This is a genomic window from Litchfieldia sinesaloumensis, from assembly GCF_900156865.1.
GTDB classification, from domain to species: domain Bacteria; phylum Bacillota; class Bacilli; order Bacillales; family Bacillaceae_L; genus Ferdinandcohnia; species Ferdinandcohnia sinesaloumensis.
Genome location: NZ_LT732529.1, coordinates 4,199,506 through 4,213,989 on the forward strand (window position 1 = coordinate 4,199,506; position 14,484 = coordinate 4,213,989).

General features: G+C 38.6%; 18 protein-coding genes and 1 pseudogene. 9 read left to right on the forward strand and 10 right to left on the reverse strand.

Translation table 11 applies throughout. The annotated features are described in order from the left end of the window. Window positions 1-185: 185 nt before the first annotated feature. A complete protein-coding gene (locus CZ490_RS22435) occupies window positions 186-347 on the forward strand; it encodes a hypothetical protein (protein WP_159439996.1) in 162 nt (53 codons plus the stop codon). A gap of 388 nt (window positions 348-735) precedes the next feature. On the opposite strand, the gene CZ490_RS20575 is transcribed toward CZ490_RS22435, so the two are convergent. After that, window positions 736-1,104, reverse strand: a complete 369-nt coding sequence (locus tag CZ490_RS20575) for an ArsR/SmtB family transcription factor (RefSeq protein WP_077620610.1) — start codon at window positions 1,102-1,104, stop codon at window positions 736-738. Then, window positions 1,104-1,520 (reverse strand): SRPBCC family protein, encoded by a 417-nt coding sequence (locus tag CZ490_RS20580; protein ID WP_077620611.1) that lies wholly within the window; start codon window positions 1,518-1,520, stop codon window positions 1,104-1,106. Before CZ490_RS20580 ends, CZ490_RS20575 begins: the two co-directional genes overlap by 1 nt. Before the next feature lie 251 nt (window positions 1,521-1,771). Between CZ490_RS20580 and CZ490_RS20585 the strand changes: the two genes are divergently transcribed. Continuing rightward, window positions 1,772-2,494 carry a TerC family protein gene (locus CZ490_RS20585; RefSeq protein WP_077620612.1) on the forward strand — a complete coding sequence of 241 codons (723 nt, stop codon included), beginning with the start codon at window positions 1,772-1,774 and terminating at the stop codon, window positions 2,492-2,494. A 36-nt stretch (window positions 2,495-2,530) separates the two neighbouring features. Here the strand turns inward: CZ490_RS20585 and CZ490_RS20590 are convergent. The 3 genes and pseudogenes from CZ490_RS20590 to CZ490_RS20600 form a co-directional block, all read right to left on the reverse strand. Further along, window positions 2,531-3,106: pseudogene (locus CZ490_RS20590) on the reverse strand (rod shape-determining protein); the annotation flags it as partial. Window positions 3,107-3,420: 314 nt separating this feature from the next. After that, complete coding sequence (locus CZ490_RS20595) at window positions 3,421-3,789, reverse strand: ArsR/SmtB family transcription factor (protein ID WP_077620610.1); 369 nt, start codon at window positions 3,787-3,789, stop codon at window positions 3,421-3,423. After that, window positions 3,789-4,205: an SRPBCC family protein gene (locus tag CZ490_RS20600; protein ID WP_077620611.1), complete on the reverse strand. Its 417-nt coding sequence runs from the start codon at window positions 4,203-4,205 to the stop codon at window positions 3,789-3,791. The genes CZ490_RS20595 and CZ490_RS20600 overlap by 1 nt, the downstream gene beginning before the upstream one ends. 251 nt (window positions 4,206-4,456) lie before the next feature. Here CZ490_RS20600 and CZ490_RS20605 point away from each other — a divergent pair, with 251 nt between their 5' ends. Then, entirely contained in the window at window positions 4,457-5,179 is a 723-nt protein-coding gene (locus CZ490_RS20605) for a TerC family protein (protein WP_077620612.1), read from the forward strand. A 36-nt stretch (window positions 5,180-5,215) separates the two neighbouring features. Here CZ490_RS20605 and mreBH read toward each other — a convergent pair whose 3' ends face one another. Beyond that, entirely contained in the window at window positions 5,216-6,223 is a 1,008-nt protein-coding gene (mreBH, locus tag CZ490_RS20610; RefSeq protein ID WP_077620613.1) for a rod-share determining protein MreBH, read from the reverse strand. Window positions 6,224-6,498: 275 nt separating this feature from the next. On the opposite strand from mreBH, the gene CZ490_RS20615 reads away from it, so the two are divergent. The 3 genes from CZ490_RS20615 to treC all read left to right on the forward strand — a co-directional run bounded on the left by CZ490_RS20615 (window position 6,499) and on the right by treC (window position 9,321). Continuing rightward, window positions 6,499-6,870: a DnaJ family domain-containing protein gene (locus tag CZ490_RS20615; protein WP_077620614.1), complete on the forward strand. Its 372-nt coding sequence runs from the start codon at window positions 6,499-6,501 to the stop codon at window positions 6,868-6,870. Window positions 6,871-6,931: 61 nt separating this feature from the next. After that, the gene (locus CZ490_RS20620) at window positions 6,932-7,315 is read left to right on the forward strand and encodes a DUF488 domain-containing protein (protein WP_077620615.1); all 384 of its coding nucleotides are present in this window, start codon (window positions 6,932-6,934) and stop codon (window positions 7,313-7,315) included. Between the two features lie 314 nt (window positions 7,316-7,629). Continuing rightward, entirely contained in the window at window positions 7,630-9,321 is a 1,692-nt protein-coding gene (treC, locus tag CZ490_RS20625; RefSeq protein ID WP_077620616.1) for an alpha,alpha-phosphotrehalase, read from the forward strand. Between the two features lie 85 nt (window positions 9,322-9,406). Here the strand turns inward: treC and CZ490_RS22440 are convergent, their stop codons facing one another. Together CZ490_RS22440 and CZ490_RS20630 are read right to left on the reverse strand one after the other, a co-directional pair. Continuing rightward, window positions 9,407-9,547 (reverse strand): hypothetical protein, encoded by a 141-nt coding sequence (locus CZ490_RS22440; RefSeq protein WP_159439997.1) that lies wholly within the window; start codon window positions 9,545-9,547, stop codon window positions 9,407-9,409. A gap of 186 nt (window positions 9,548-9,733) precedes the next feature. Next, window positions 9,734-9,961 carry a DUF1128 domain-containing protein gene (locus CZ490_RS20630; protein ID WP_077620617.1) on the reverse strand — a complete coding sequence of 76 codons (228 nt, stop codon included), beginning with the start codon at window positions 9,959-9,961 and terminating at the stop codon, window positions 9,734-9,736. Window positions 9,962-10,057: 96 nt separating this feature from the next. On the opposite strand from CZ490_RS20630, the gene CZ490_RS20635 reads away from it, so the two are divergent. The 3 genes from CZ490_RS20635 to CZ490_RS20645 are packed head-to-tail and all read left to right on the forward strand — an operon-like array spanning window position 10,058 to window position 11,737. Further along, window positions 10,058-10,543 carry a low molecular weight protein-tyrosine-phosphatase gene (locus tag CZ490_RS20635; protein WP_077620618.1) on the forward strand — a complete coding sequence of 162 codons (486 nt, stop codon included), beginning with the start codon at window positions 10,058-10,060 and terminating at the stop codon, window positions 10,541-10,543. Beyond that, a complete protein-coding gene (locus tag CZ490_RS20640) occupies window positions 10,543-10,896 on the forward strand; it encodes a YtxH domain-containing protein (protein ID WP_077620619.1) in 354 nt (117 codons plus the stop codon). The genes CZ490_RS20635 and CZ490_RS20640 overlap by 1 nt, the downstream gene beginning before the upstream one ends. A gap of 4 nt (window positions 10,897-10,900) precedes the next feature. Further along, window positions 10,901-11,737, forward strand: a complete 837-nt coding sequence (locus CZ490_RS20645) for a YihY/virulence factor BrkB family protein (protein WP_077620620.1) — start codon at window positions 10,901-10,903, stop codon at window positions 11,735-11,737. 274 nt (window positions 11,738-12,011) lie between these two features. On the opposite strand, the gene CZ490_RS20650 is transcribed toward CZ490_RS20645, so the two are convergent. Further along, entirely contained in the window at window positions 12,012-13,946 is a 1,935-nt protein-coding gene (locus tag CZ490_RS20650) for a heavy metal translocating P-type ATPase (protein WP_077620621.1), read from the reverse strand. Between the two features lie 294 nt (window positions 13,947-14,240). After that, complete coding sequence (locus tag CZ490_RS20655; RefSeq protein ID WP_077620622.1) at window positions 14,241-14,387, reverse strand: BH0509 family protein; 147 nt, start codon at window positions 14,385-14,387, stop codon at window positions 14,241-14,243. Window positions 14,388-14,484 lie beyond the last annotated feature (97 nt).

Consider the following 14,484-nt stretch of genomic DNA (forward strand, 5'->3'; position numbering starts at 1 on the left):
TGAGCAAAGAACATGTCATCATCGAAAGGATGAAGGCATGAATAGAAGTGTAGGAGTAAAGAACATGTCATCATCGAGCGGATGAAGACACGAATAGAGGTGTAGGAGCAAAGAACATGTCATCATCGATAGGATGAAGACATGAATAGAAGTGTAGGAGCAAAGAACCTGTCATCATCGAGCGGATGAAGACACGAATAGAGGTGTCTGAGCAAAGAACATGTCATCATCGAAACGATGAAGACACGAATAGAGGTGTAGGAGCAAAGAACACATGTCATCATCGTCCGGATGAAGACATGAATAGAAGTGTAGGAGCAAAGAACCTGTCATCATCGAGCGGATGAAGACACGAATAGAAGTGTAGGAGCAAAGAACATGTCATCATCGAAACGATGAAGACACGAATAGAGGTGTAGGAGCAAAGAACATGTCATCATCGAAAGGATGAAGACATGAATAGAAGTGTAGGAGCAAAGAACATGTCATCATCGAGCGGATGAAGACACGAATAGAGGTGTCTGAGCAAAGAACATGTCATCATCGAAAGGATGAAGACACGAATAGAGGTGTAGGAGCAAAGAACATGTCATCATCGAAAGGATGAAGACATGAATAGAAGTGTAGGAGCAAAGAACATGTCGTCATCGAAAGGATGAAGACATGAATAAAGACGTGAGAGCCAAAATAGGGTCTTCATCAACTTGATGAAGACCTTCTCTCAAATAAACGAAACTACTTGTCATTAGGTTCAGATAACTTAACCGTTTTAAGCTCATCACCTGAGCCGTTCTCAGCAATATACTTCAACACTGAAAGCTTGTTGTTCCAGAACTGATCGAAATATGAGAGCCATTCGTGCAACTCTGAAAAGGACTCTGGTTGTAGACGATAGCGTTTTTCTCTCCCCACTTTTTTGCCACTAATTAATTTCGCTTCTGCAAGGATTTGAAGATGCTTCGCCACAGCTGTACGACTCATGGGAAATTGTTTCGATATTTCCGAAATAGGTAATTCCTCTTTTGATAACAGCCGAAGCAATTCTCTGCGCGTCGGGTCAGCAATTGCCTGAAAGACATCATACTTCTGAGCAGGATTTGCCACTAGCTGACTGCCACCTGACTAAGTTTCTCAATGATGCTTGTCCAACCGTTATTCATTGTTTCACGAATCTCTGCAGCTGTACGATTTGCTTTTCCGATGATTTCCTCCGAATCCTTCCAACCACCATGAATGAGTGTGAATTCTGTTTTTCCATCAATTTCTTTTAATAGGAACTCAACGATCCATCCATCTGTATCCCAAGAAAACGTTAGGCGGTGGGGCGGGTCAACCTCGAGCACTCTACAAGGTGAAGGTCCGAATGGGGACTGGATATGGAACTCGTGTCCTTCTGAAGGGACGAGATTATTTGGCATGAACCAAGAACCTATACCCTCCCCGGTTGATACAAGGTCCCAAACCTTTTGGATGGGTGCTTCGATTAATATAGTTTGTTTTATATCTGGTACATTTGCCATGACATCAATCTCCTTTTTATTTTTAAAATAAAACCATTTGGTTTCACTTTCGTTATTATATGAAACCAAAAGGTGTTATGTCAACGAATAACATTCGTAGTATTAACTTGATACTGCTGGTTAATTCTGGCTAAGTTTCATAAAAGATTCATGGAGCAAATATTGAATATGAAAAAAAATAGGAGTATGCTAATTTATGAGATGAAAAATTTACTATATTAATATACTTTTATTCGAGGGGGAATTCCCATATGGATATGTTAACGATTCTTGGATTAGCGATATCTTCGGGGGCAACACTTGCTTTATTAAAAATCGTTGCGATTGATATTATTCTATCTGGTGATAATGCTGTCGTGATTGCGATGGCAACTAGAAATCTACCAAAAGAACAACAAAATAAGGCAATCTTTTGGGGCACAGGTGGAGCTGTTATATTACGTATCTTATTCGCAGCGATCATTGTGTACTTATTAAAAATTCCTTTTGTGAACCTTATCGGTGGTGCTTTGCTTCTTTACATTGCTTACAAGGTATTGGTTCAGGGGGAAGAAGAAGGACATGTTAAGTCTTCAACCGGTTTTATGGCAGCGATTGGTACAATTATCATGGCAGATGTGGTGATGAGTCTTGATAATGTTGTTGCAGTGGCTGGGGCAGCAGATGGTCATATAGGTATGGTGGCACTGGGTGTCGCGATTAGTATCCCAATTATGATTTTTGGTTCTAAGTTTATTGTAAAAGCTATGAATAGATATTCTTGGATAGCTTACGTTGGTGCTGGTATCCTCGCGTGGACAGCTGGAGAAATGTTAATGAAGGACAAAGGATTAACAAATTTTCTACACCTTGAACATGGTCCAGTAACGTACTTAATCACTATTGTTTTAGTAATTCTTGTATTAGGATTAGGTTACATGCAAAACAAAAAAACGACAACGGTAAAAGAAACTCAACAACAAAAATCAGCATAAAAGATGGCCAAATCGAAACTCGATTTGGCCTTTTTTCTACTTAGCGATTTTATGCAATTTATTAATAATACTTAAAGAGCGTCCTGTTCCTATTGCAACTGCTTCAAGTGGGTTAGGGGCAAGATGAACCGGAACAAAAATCTCCTCGCTTAACCAATCTTGCATGCCATTTAATAGAGCTCCACCACCTGTTAAGATAACCCCGCGGTCAACAATATCACCACTTAGTTCAGGAGGGCAGTCCTCTAAGGTAGCGCGAATTGCTTCTAAAATATGAAGAAGAGACTCTTTTAATGTTTCTTGAACTTCAATTGAACGTAAGGTAATCGTCTTTGGAAGTCCAGTGACAAGGTCACGCCCACGAATCTCCATGGTTTTTACGTCATGCTTAATAAGGGCATATCCAATTTCTATTTTAACTTGCTCAGCGGTGTGCTCACCAATCAGCACATTATATTTTTTACGAACATATTGAATGATGTCCTCGTCGAACTGGTCCCCGCCAATTCGAACGGAGTTGCATGTTACAACGCCGCCAAAGGAAATAATCGCAACTTCGGTATTACCCCCGCCGATATCAACAACAACGTTTGCGACAGGTTCGTCAACAGGNCAAAGAACATGTCATCATCGAAAGGATGAAGACATGAATAGAAGTGTAGGAGCAAAGAACATGTCATCATCGAGCGGATGAAGACACGAATAGAGGTGTCTGAGCAAAGAACATGTCATCATCGAAAGGATGAAGACACGAATAGAGGTGTAGGAGCAAAGAACATGTCATCATCGAAAGGATGAAGACATGAATAGAAGTGTAGGAGCAAAGAACATGTCGTCATCGAAAGGATGAAGACATGAATAAAGACGTGAGAGCCAAAATAGGGTCTTCATCAACTTGATGAAGACCTTCTCTCAAATAAACGAAACTACTTGTCATTAGGTTCAGATAACTTAACCGTTTTAAGCTCATCACCTGAGCCGTTCTCAGCAATATACTTCAACACTGAAAGCTTGTTGTTCCAGAACTGATCGAAATATGAGAGCCATTCGTGCAACTCTGAAAAGGACTCTGGTTGTAGACGATAGCGTTTTTCTCTCCCCACTTTTTTGCCACTAATTAATTTCGCTTCTGCAAGGATTTGAAGATGCTTCGCCACAGCTGTACGACTCATGGGAAATTGTTTCGATATTTCCGAAATAGGTAATTCCTCTTTTGATAACAGCCGAAGCAATTCTCTGCGCGTCGGGTCAGCAATTGCCTGAAAGACATCATACTTCTGAGCAGGATTTGCCACTAGCTGACTGCCACCTGACTAAGTTTCTCAATGATGCTTGTCCAACCGTTATTCATTGTTTCACGAATCTCTGCAGCTGTACGATTTGCTTTTCCGATGATTTCCTCCGAATCCTTCCAACCACCATGAATGAGTGTGAATTCTGTTTTTCCATCAATTTCTTTTAATAGGAACTCAACGATCCATCCATCTGTATCCCAAGAAAACGTTAGGCGGTGGGGCGGGTCAACCTCGAGCACTCTACAAGGTGAAGGTCCGAATGGGGACTGGATATGGAACTCGTGTCCTTCTGAAGGGACGAGATTATTTGGCATGAACCAAGAACCTATACCCTCCCCGGTTGATACAAGGTCCCAAACCTTTTGGATGGGTGCTTCGATTAATATAGTTTGTTTTATATCTGGTACATTTGCCATGACATCAATCTCCTTTTTATTTTTAAAATAAAACCATTTGGTTTCACTTTCGTTATTATATGAAACCAAAAGGTGTTATGTCAACGAATAACATTCGTAGTATTAACTTGATACTGCTGGTTAATTCTGGCTAAGTTTCATAAAAGATTCATGGAGCAAATATTGAATATGAAAAAAAATAGGAGTATGCTAATTTATGAGATGAAAAATTTACTATATTAATATACTTTTATTCGAGGGGGAATTCCCATATGGATATGTTAACGATTCTTGGATTAGCGATATCTTCGGGGGCAACACTTGCTTTATTAAAAATCGTTGCGATTGATATTATTCTATCTGGTGATAATGCTGTCGTGATTGCGATGGCAACTAGAAATCTACCAAAAGAACAACAAAATAAGGCAATCTTTTGGGGCACAGGTGGAGCTGTTATATTACGTATCTTATTCGCAGCGATCATTGTGTACTTATTAAAAATTCCTTTTGTGAACCTTATCGGTGGTGCTTTGCTTCTTTACATTGCTTACAAGGTATTGGTTCAGGGGGAAGAAGAAGGACATGTTAAGTCTTCAACCGGTTTTATGGCAGCGATTGGTACAATTATCATGGCAGATGTGGTGATGAGTCTTGATAATGTTGTTGCAGTGGCTGGGGCAGCAGATGGTCATATAGGTATGGTGGCACTGGGTGTCGCGATTAGTATCCCAATTATGATTTTTGGTTCTAAGTTTATTGTAAAAGCTATGAATAGATATTCTTGGATAGCTTACGTTGGTGCTGGTATCCTCGCGTGGACAGCTGGAGAAATGTTAATGAAGGACAAAGGATTAACAAATTTTCTACACCTTGAACATGGTCCAGTAACGTACTTAATCACTATTGTTTTAGTAATTCTTGTATTAGGATTAGGTTACATGCAAAACAAAAAAACGACAACGGTAAAAGAAACTCAACAACAAAAATCAGCATAAAAGATGGCCAAATCGAAACTCGATTTGGCCTTTTTTCTACTTAGCGATTTTATGCAATTTATTAATAATACTTAAAGAGCGTCCTGTTCCTATTGCAACTGCTTCAAGTGGGTTAGGGGCAAGATGAACCGGAACAAAAATCTCCTCGCTTAACCAATCTTGCATGCCATTTAATAGAGCTCCACCACCTGTTAAGATAACCCCGCGGTCAACAATATCACCACTTAGTTCAGGAGGGCAGTCCTCTAAGGTAGCGCGAATTGCTTCTAAAATATGAAGAAGAGACTCTTTTAATGTTTCTTGAACTTCAATTGAACGTAAGGTAATCGTCTTTGGAAGTCCAGTGACAAGGTCACGCCCACGAATCTCCATGGTTTTTACGTCATGCTTAATAAGGGCATATCCAATTTCTATTTTAACTTGCTCAGCGGTGTGCTCACCAATCAGCACATTATATTTTTTACGAACATATTGAATGATGTCCTCGTCGAACTGGTCCCCGCCAATTCGAACGGAGTTGCATGTTACAACGCCGCCAAAGGAAATAATCGCAACTTCGGTATTACCCCCGCCGATATCAACAACAACGTTTGCGACAGGTTCGTCAACAGGTAAATCAGAGCCGACAGCGGCAGCAACTGGTTCTTCTATTAAATAAACCTGTTTTGCGCCACAATTTCTAACAGCATCCTGAATTGCACGACGTTCTACCGAGGTCGAACCTGTAGGTGTACAAACAACGACATTCGGTTTTCGTAACGAATACCCAAGCTTTTGGCTAACCTTCTTCATGATATAGCGAAGCATATCGGAAGTAACGTTAAAGTCCGCGATGACTCCTTTATGAAGAGGTCGGATTGCAACTATTTTTCCAGGTGTTTTCCCAATCATTCTTTTTGCATCCGATCCAACAGCCACGACTTTATTTGTCTCAGTATCAATGGCAACAACTGATGGCTCATTAATAATAATCCCTTTATTCTTACTGTATACTAATATATTTGCAGTTCCTAGATCGATTCCGATTTCTACATTTGAAAACATTGTATCTCCATCCTTCTCAGAGTTTGATGTTATATGTCTAATAGCCTAATAATGCTTGTCCAGAACATTTTTCATTACTAACTATCGCGTAGTAAGAGTAGTCAATTTACCCCACTTCACCCTATAGTCATTCACGATTGCATGTCGATTTTTGGGGGTTGTTGTCAGATTGTAAAAAATGAAATATAGGAGAAATATATGAGGAGAATGGAAATAAGTTCAAAAAACACGTAAAATAGTAATAGAAGGTACACTCCAAAAGGGAGGGCGTTATTATGGATTTTTCTAGTATTGTTTCTGAGGATAAGATTCGCAAAGCCTATAGGGATGGAGAGTTTGATAATTTACCAGGATACGGGAAACCACTTAAACTCGATGATGATTCTTCAATTCCAGAGGATCTTCGGATGGCGTATCGTGTGATGAAGAATTCCGGTTTTATTAATGAAGAAACTGAAATTAAAAAAGAATTACTCACAATTGAGAATTTGCTGGATCAATGTGAGAACGAAGAACAACGCGTCATATACCAGCAAAAACTAAATGAAAAACAATTTCGTCTAAACCAAATCCTAAAAAATAGAAAGACATCACATTCAGCGGTATTTAAGGATTATCAAATGCAATTGTACAACAAATTTAAATAAAACGGTGTAAGGGGACAAAACACTTCTGTTTTTGTCCTTTTCTATTGGAGGAAAGAGAGAAATGATTGAGAATTTGGTGTTGAAACGTATTTATGAAGAAGTAGATGCGAATGATGGCAACCGAATATTAGTTGATCGGATTTGGCCACGAGGTATTTCAAAGGATGTAGCACGGCTGGATTTGTGGATGAAGGAAATCGCCCCAAGCACGGCGCTACGTAAAGAATTTAATCACAGACCTGAAAGGTTTGAAGAATTTAAAGGGCTTTACATAAATGAATTAATGGTAGATGAAGAGAAGATGGCTGCGATTGAGGAGCTACTGGGAAAAATAGAGATAGGGAAAGTTACGCTTCTATACGGTGCAAGGGACGAGGTGCATAACCATGCTGTGGTTTTAATGGAAGTGTTAAAGAGGGAATTGGACAAGCGCCAAAACGACTAGTGATAGTAGTTATTAAAAAATAGTGACGTAAATTTGGTTAGTGACAGTATTTTTGATATAGCGATAGTATTTTTAGAATAGTGACAGTATTTCCGATTTAGTGACAGTATTTCCAAATTAGCGACAGTATTTCAGAAAAAGCACCGATCTTATTGGACATTTTCGATACACCACAACAAGGAGATTCTACTCACCGATTCAGCAGGGGCAATCATTTGACTAACTTGTATATACAAGTTAAACTACAACTACAAATAAGTTTGTTTTACTTAAGAAATACTACAAACATAATGACATAAATGGTGGTGTAGCAGTTGAAGAAACAGCCTTGGTGGAAAAAGTCTGTCGTTTATCAAATTTATCCGAAGAGTTTTAATGATACAACTGGAAATGGTGTAGGTGATATACAAGGTATTATCGAGAAGCTGGATTACTTAAAGACATTAGGTGTCGATGTTATATGGTTAACACCTATCTACAAATCTCCGCAGCGCGATAATGGATACGATATTAGTGATTATTTTTCAATTCAAGAAGAATACGGTACGATGGAGGATTTTGACCGCTTGCTTGAAGAAGCCCATACCCGCGGCATCAAAATCATTATGGATATCGTAGTCAATCACACCTCTACTGAAAATGAATGGTTTAAGCAATCGAGACAATCTAAGGACAATCCTTACCGAGATTTTTATATCTGGAAAGATCCAAAAAATGGTCATGAGCCAACGAATTGGGAATCAAAATTTGGCGGGAATGCCTGGGAGTATGATGAAAAAACTGGTCAGTACTACCTTCACCTTTTTGATGTGACCCAAGCAGACCTCAATTGGGAAAATGAAGAAGTTCGTAAAAAGGTCTACGACATGATGACATTTTGGTTCGAAAAAGGGGTAGACGGTTTCCGTTTAGATGTTATCAATCTTATCTCAAAAGACCAGCGCTTTCCTGATGATGACGGATCAGTCCCTCCGGGGGATGGCCGTAAATTTTATACAGATGGCCCAAGAGTCCATGAGTTCATGCACGAAATGAATCAAAATGTCTTTTCAAAATACGACAGTATGACGGTTGGGGAAATGTCATCTACAACAATTGAGGATTGTATCAAATATTCAAATCCTGATCGTGAAGAACTTAGTATGACGTTCAACTTTCATCATTTAAAGGTTGATTATCCGAACGGCGATAAGTGGACGGTGGCTGATTTTGATTTCCAAGAGTTAAAAAGGATCCTCTCAACCTGGCAGGTGAAAATGCATGAGGGTGGAGGCTGGAATGCGTTGTTCTGGTGTAACCATGACCAACCGCGTATTGTTTCTAGGTATGGTGACGATGAAAAATATCCAATTGAATCCGCGAAAATGCTAGCAACTACGATTCATATGATGCAAGGCACGCCTTATATCTACCAAGGTGAAGAGTTTGGAATGACCAATCCGAAGTTTGATGATATCTCTGAATACCGTGATGTCGAATCACTGAATATCTATAAAATAAAAAAAGAGCAGGGTATGAGTAACGACGAAATTATTGAGATTTTAAAACATAAATCACGTGATAATTCCCGTACTCCTGTGCAGTGGGACGATAGTGAACATGCAGGTTTCACAAGTGGAACCCCGTGGATTAATGTCGCTCGTAACTACCCAACAATAAATGCAGAACGTGCATTAAAAGAGAAAGACTCAGTTTTTTATCATTATCAAAAGTTAATTAAGCTTCGTAAGGAATACGATATTATTACGTATGGTGATTACGAGCTATTACTTGAGGAAGACCCTCAACTTTTTGCATATGTTCGAAATGGTGATAATGAGAAACTACTTGTCGTTAATAACTTTTATGGGAAGGAAGCTAGCTTTGAAGTTCCTACAACTGTTGGGATTGAAAACTACACTTCGGATTTACTTATTTCAAACTATGGTGATGCTGAAACGGATCTTTCGAAAGAGGTCAAGTTACGACCTTATGAATCGGTTGTGTATCATTTAACCAAAAAATAAAAAAGTGCAGGCATTGAGCCTACACTGTCTGAGCCATACCTGTATAGGGTGTGGCTTTTTAATCTTATGTTTCAATAAATTTGAGTTAGTCTCGATCTGTGGGTAGCGGGTCAATTTTTTTGGAATCGTCGTTGTCCATTGCTGTTTTGACAAAATAAAACCAGAATCCAGTGGAGATAAAATATAAGACAGAAATACCAATTAGCGTCAGCCATAGTCCTAGCAACTGTATTCCCCCCTTAGATTGGGCATCGCACGAATAGGAATGAACAATGAAGTCCGCTGGGACAATGTACCTGTCCCTCTGTCTAAAAATTTGCCCTTTCTATACGTATATGCGAGGTGCAGGAGTTATTGACTGAATTTACAAAAAAAGGTGACCGTATTCGGCCACCTTCAGGTTATTATGTATTTATCTATTTTTGCGCAAACTCCCAAGCTCTTCAACAAGTGCTTGCATTTCGTTTGGGCTGAATGAATTCTTTTTCATGGTGAGGTCGTAGATGTCTTTTAATTCCTCGTACATTTCTTCATCGAAATGGGAAGGCTTGATAGCACCTAAGTTTAGAACCTTAAGTTTTTCTTTGATTTTTTCTATCATAAACTCAACATTCTCGACCGACTTTTGTGTGAGATCCATGTTTTCACCCTTTCGTTTTTCAGTGTATTCTTATTGTAACACGTTTCTGCTATTATTTAACTAATATGAAAAATTAACACTAAGGAGAACGTACATATGATAAAAGTTTTATTTGTTTGTTTAGGCAATATTTGCAGGTCACCTATGGCAGAAGCCATTTTTCGTGACCTCGTAAAAAAGGAAGGTCTTGTTGATCAAATCGAGGTTGATTCTGCTGGAACGGGTGATTGGCATATTGGAAGACCGCCACACGAAGGTACCCAAAAAATTCTTACAAAAAATAATATATCATTTGAAGGAATGAAGGCACGCCAAGTAATTGCTAATGACCTTGAGAACTTTGATTATATTATTGCAATGGATTCCAGTAACGTAGGGAATTTAAATAAGATATTTATGAATGAAAAAACGGGGAAAGTTCAAAGGCTACTTGATCTTGTTGATGGAAGCAAGATTTTGGATGTGCCCGACCCTTATTACACAGGGAATTTTGATGAAGTGTACGAGCTTGTGAGTAACGGTTGTCAACGTCTATTAGACGTCATAAAAAAGGAAAATCTACTTGTAAAGGGTGAGATTTAATGGCAAAACGTAATAAGATGGTCGAAGGTATGGTTATAGGTGCTGTTGTTGGTGCAGCGATTTCTTTAATAGATAAGGAAACAAGAGAACAATTTTTACATACTAGTAAAAGAGTTAGTAAAAAAGCATTAGATGTGATGAAAAATCCACAGGGCTACACAGAACTAGTAAAGGACCAGTTCAACGCGGTTCGTACAACTGTAGAGCAGGTGGCAGAAGACGTTCGCATTGTAACCTCGAAGGTGAATGAAATTGTTGAAACAACCCCAGAAATCGTCGAAGCAGTTAAGGAAACAAAGGACGTAATTACTAATAAAACGAAAGGTTTAAGGGACGATAATATAGAGAGGTGAAAAGATGGTCCAAAATCGAACGCTTGATTTGCGGTTATTAAAGGAATTATTTTTACGATATAAGGAAGATGAAGTAGGTAGTCTCTCAGCAGAGCTTGCTTACTTTTTCTTACTTTCTCTATTCCCATTTTTAATCTTCTTAGTAACCCTTATTGGGTATTTACCAATTTCCCAAATAGATGTGTTGGACTTCGTGAGACAGTACGCACCAGAAGGTACTGTTGATATGATTGAAACAAACCTGAATGTCATTGTTGGATCACAAAAAGGTGGTCTGTTATCAGTAGGTATTATTGGTACGATTTGGTCTGCTTCGAATGGAATTAATGCTGTTGTTCGTGCTTTTAACAAGGCATATGATGTGAAGGAAACCAGAAATTTCTTTATCACAAGAGGAATTTCAGTCCTATTAACATTTGGGATGATTTTCGTTATCATCATCGCGTTGTTATTACCTGTGTTTGGAAAGCAAATTGGGATTTTTATGTTTTCTTCCTTTGGCTTGTCTGATGAATTTTTAGATATATGGAATGGGATTCGGTGGATATTAAGTGCTGCGATACTCTTTATCGTGTTTACCTTTTTATACTGGGTCGCACCAAACCGCCGGTTAAAGTTTAGAGAAATCATTTCTGGAGCATTTTTTGCGACATTTGGATGGATGTTCGTATCTCTTGCCTTTTCCTATTATGTAAATAGCTTTGGCCATTATTCTACAACATATGGCAGTTTAGGGGCCATTATTGTTCTGATGATTTGGTTCTATTTATCAGCGATGATCATCATCATCGGTGGAGAAATTAATGCCATCTTAAATTGCAAACGGATAAGACAAAGGTGAACTTTTACCGTAAGTTACCTTCATGGAAAGTCTTCTAGCGAGAAATAATAGTACATGTAAGTACAATCCAAGGAGGTTTATTTATATGTCTAAAAAAGACGGCGGTACAAAGCAAAAGGGAAAGAAAAATAGCCCGAAACAAAAAACGAGCGGTTCTGCAAACGGCAGTAACGGCTATCATTAGAACCGATAAATTAGATTGGCTTGTGACATGAGCCTATAATTTCTTTATATTAATAAAGGACTTGACCGATGGGGGTCAAGTCCTTTCCTTTTATGACTTCAACAATCGAAGTCCGTTAAGTATAACAAGAATGGTGCTTCCTTCGTGGCCAATCACGCCAAATGGAAGGTCGATGATTTGAAAAAAGTTAGATAGAATCAACAGGGTAATCACACTGATTGAGAACACAATATTTTGTTTGATAATTCGATTCATGCGTCTTGAAAGCTTTACGGCCTCCGCGATGCGAGGTAGGTCATTTTTCATTAAAACAACATCAGCTGTTTCAAGCGCAACATCTGTGCCTTGCCCCATAGCAATACCAACATTTGCAGTAGCTAATGCAGGGGCATCATTAATTCCATCTCCGACCATAGCCACTGTCTCATATTTTGAAATGAGTCCTTTTATATGATTGACCTTCGTTTCTGGTAAGCATTCAGCAATATGCTGATCAATATGGCTTTCTTTTGCAATGGCCTCAGCGGTTTTCTCACCGTCTCCTGTTAACATAACGGTATAAATGCCTAGATTCTTGAGGTCAGATATAGCGGAAACTGTGTCTTCACGGACAACATCCATTAGAGCAAGAATCCCAACAATATCTTCATTTGCCTTCACATAAACAATCGTTTTTCCTTCAGAAGCCAATTGTTTCGCTACACCATTTTGAAAAGCAAGTGCCTCATCTTTTCCAACAAAATCAGATTTTCCAACTAACCATTGTACATCTCCAACTGTTGCTTTTACACCAAATCCAGGCTTATCCTCAATACCATCGATTGATATGAACTCCTGTCCATTTGATTTTGCATGTGCAACGATGGACTGTGCAAGTGGATGAGTAGATTGATTTTCAATTGACGCTACAACCTGTAAAAACTGTTGAATATCAATTGAATCTGTAACAATAACATCGGTCACTACAGGTTTTCCTTTCGTCAGGGTTCCCGTTTTATCAAAGGCAATCGCTTTTAAGTTTCCGAGTTGTTCTAAGTGCACGCCGCCTTTAAAAAGGATTCCTCGTCCCGCGCCATTTGAAATCGCTGATAAAGTTGCGGGCATAATTGAAGCAACCAGTGCGCAAGGGGAAGCAACAACTAATAAGATCATTGAACGGTAAAAGGTTTCAGTCCAAGACCACCCCAGTAAGAAGTGGGGAAGGAACATCATTAAGCCGACTGCAATTAAAACAAATTTAACATAACGACCTTCAAACTTTTCAATAAATAGCTGAGATGGTGACTTTTCACTTTGTGCAGATTGAACGAGATTGATGATTTTTTGGAACAATGTATCCTCATTTAGTTTTGTAACTTCAATCGTAATAGAACCACGTAGATTCACAGTTCCGGCATAAACTTCATCGCCTAAAGTTTTATGAACAGGCATTGATTCGCCCGTAATAGCTGCTTGGTCAATGTTTGTATCACCTTTTAAAAGTTTTCCGTCTGCTGGAATTCGTTCTCCTGGTTTGACTAGGATGGTATCTCCAATTTGCAAGGAGGAAACATGGACAATTCTCTCAATCCCATGTTGGATAAGAGTTGCTTCTTCAGGTTGAAGACCCATAAGCGATGAGATTTCCTTGCGGCTTTTATTCATCGTATAGGTTTCAAGAGCTCCACTCAATGCAAAGATGAAGATTAAAATGGCCCCTTCATTCCAGTAACCGATAATGGCTGACCCAATGGCTGCAAAGATCATAAGCATTTCAACATTTAACTCTTTTTCAGCGAGTGTATCCATAATGCCTTCCTTCGCTTTTGCATATCCACCAATAATAAATGCAAGAAGGTACATCACGATGGAGGAGGTGCTGTATTCGAAGTGACCTAACCCCCACGCAACCAAAATTAATACCCCACTAGTTAAGGCTGCAATCAATTCTCCGTGTAGCTTGATTTTTTCAACGAATGGAGAAGGTTCGTTATCTTGCGTATATACATGCCGTGATTTTGGAACAGATTTAACTTCTGTACTCATTTTATTCGCCTCCAATTTCTAATTGAGAAAAATAATCATTTTTAATGTCCTAATTGAGAATCAAAATCAATGTTTATAATCTAATTGAGAAGGGTAATCACAATCAATAAGCCATTTAAACAGAAAAACTGCAATCTTTTTGATAGCAGTAGTACGTTTTATTAATTTTTACTTTATAATTATTATTAATTATAACATGTTTCCCGAAATTTAAAAGTGTTTTTTAGAATTATTTTAAATAAGCTGGATGAGGCCATAAAAAAACCCACCTTATAAAAAGGCGGGTGTCCATTCCTATTCAACAGTCTCTACATAATGAAAGTAAGTGGTGTCATAGATATGCTCGATGTCTGCATCAGTCATATACATTAGCTCCAATTTATCAATGCCTTTAACCTTTTCAATGAACTCCATCATGTTTTTACGTTCTTGTCTGCTCACCTTACTCATCTCCCTATCATTATTAAATTCATATTCTGTTTTAATACAGTTTATTTAAGTTATTTGTATTATATAACAGTTTTAGAAAATACGTCAA

Bases quoted from the DNA above. Each gene is read 5' to 3' on its own strand.
- CZ490_RS22435 (WP_159439996.1), top strand. From the start codon at position 186: ATGAAGACACGAATAGAGGTGTCTGAGCAAAGAACATGTCATCATCGA.
- CZ490_RS20580 (WP_077620611.1), bottom strand. From the start codon at position 1,520: ATGGCAAATGTACCAGATATAAAACAAACTATATTAATCGAAGCACCC.
- CZ490_RS20585 (WP_077620612.1), top strand. From the start codon at position 1,772: ATGGATATGTTAACGATTCTTGGATTAGCGATATCTTCGGGGGCAACA.
- CZ490_RS20600 (WP_077620611.1), bottom strand. From the start codon at position 4,205: ATGGCAAATGTACCAGATATAAAACAAACTATATTAATCGAAGCACCC.
- CZ490_RS20605 (WP_077620612.1), top strand. From the start codon at position 4,457: ATGGATATGTTAACGATTCTTGGATTAGCGATATCTTCGGGGGCAACA.
- mreBH (WP_077620613.1), bottom strand. From the start codon at position 6,223: ATGTTTTCAAATGTAGAAATCGGAATCGATCTAGGAACTGCAAATATA.
- CZ490_RS20615 (WP_077620614.1), top strand. From the start codon at position 6,499: ATGGATTTTTCTAGTATTGTTTCTGAGGATAAGATTCGCAAAGCCTAT.
- CZ490_RS20620 (WP_077620615.1), top strand. From the start codon at position 6,932: ATGATTGAGAATTTGGTGTTGAAACGTATTTATGAAGAAGTAGATGCG.
- CZ490_RS20630 (WP_077620617.1), bottom strand. From the start codon at position 9,961: ATGGATCTCACACAAAAGTCGGTCGAGAATGTTGAGTTTATGATAGAA.
- CZ490_RS20635 (WP_077620618.1), top strand. From the start codon at position 10,058: ATGATAAAAGTTTTATTTGTTTGTTTAGGCAATATTTGCAGGTCACCT.
- CZ490_RS20640 (WP_077620619.1), top strand. From the start codon at position 10,543: ATGGCAAAACGTAATAAGATGGTCGAAGGTATGGTTATAGGTGCTGTT.
- CZ490_RS20645 (WP_077620620.1), top strand. From the start codon at position 10,901: ATGGTCCAAAATCGAACGCTTGATTTGCGGTTATTAAAGGAATTATTT.
- CZ490_RS20650 (WP_077620621.1), bottom strand. From the start codon at position 13,946: ATGAGTACAGAAGTTAAATCTGTTCCAAAATCACGGCATGTATATACG.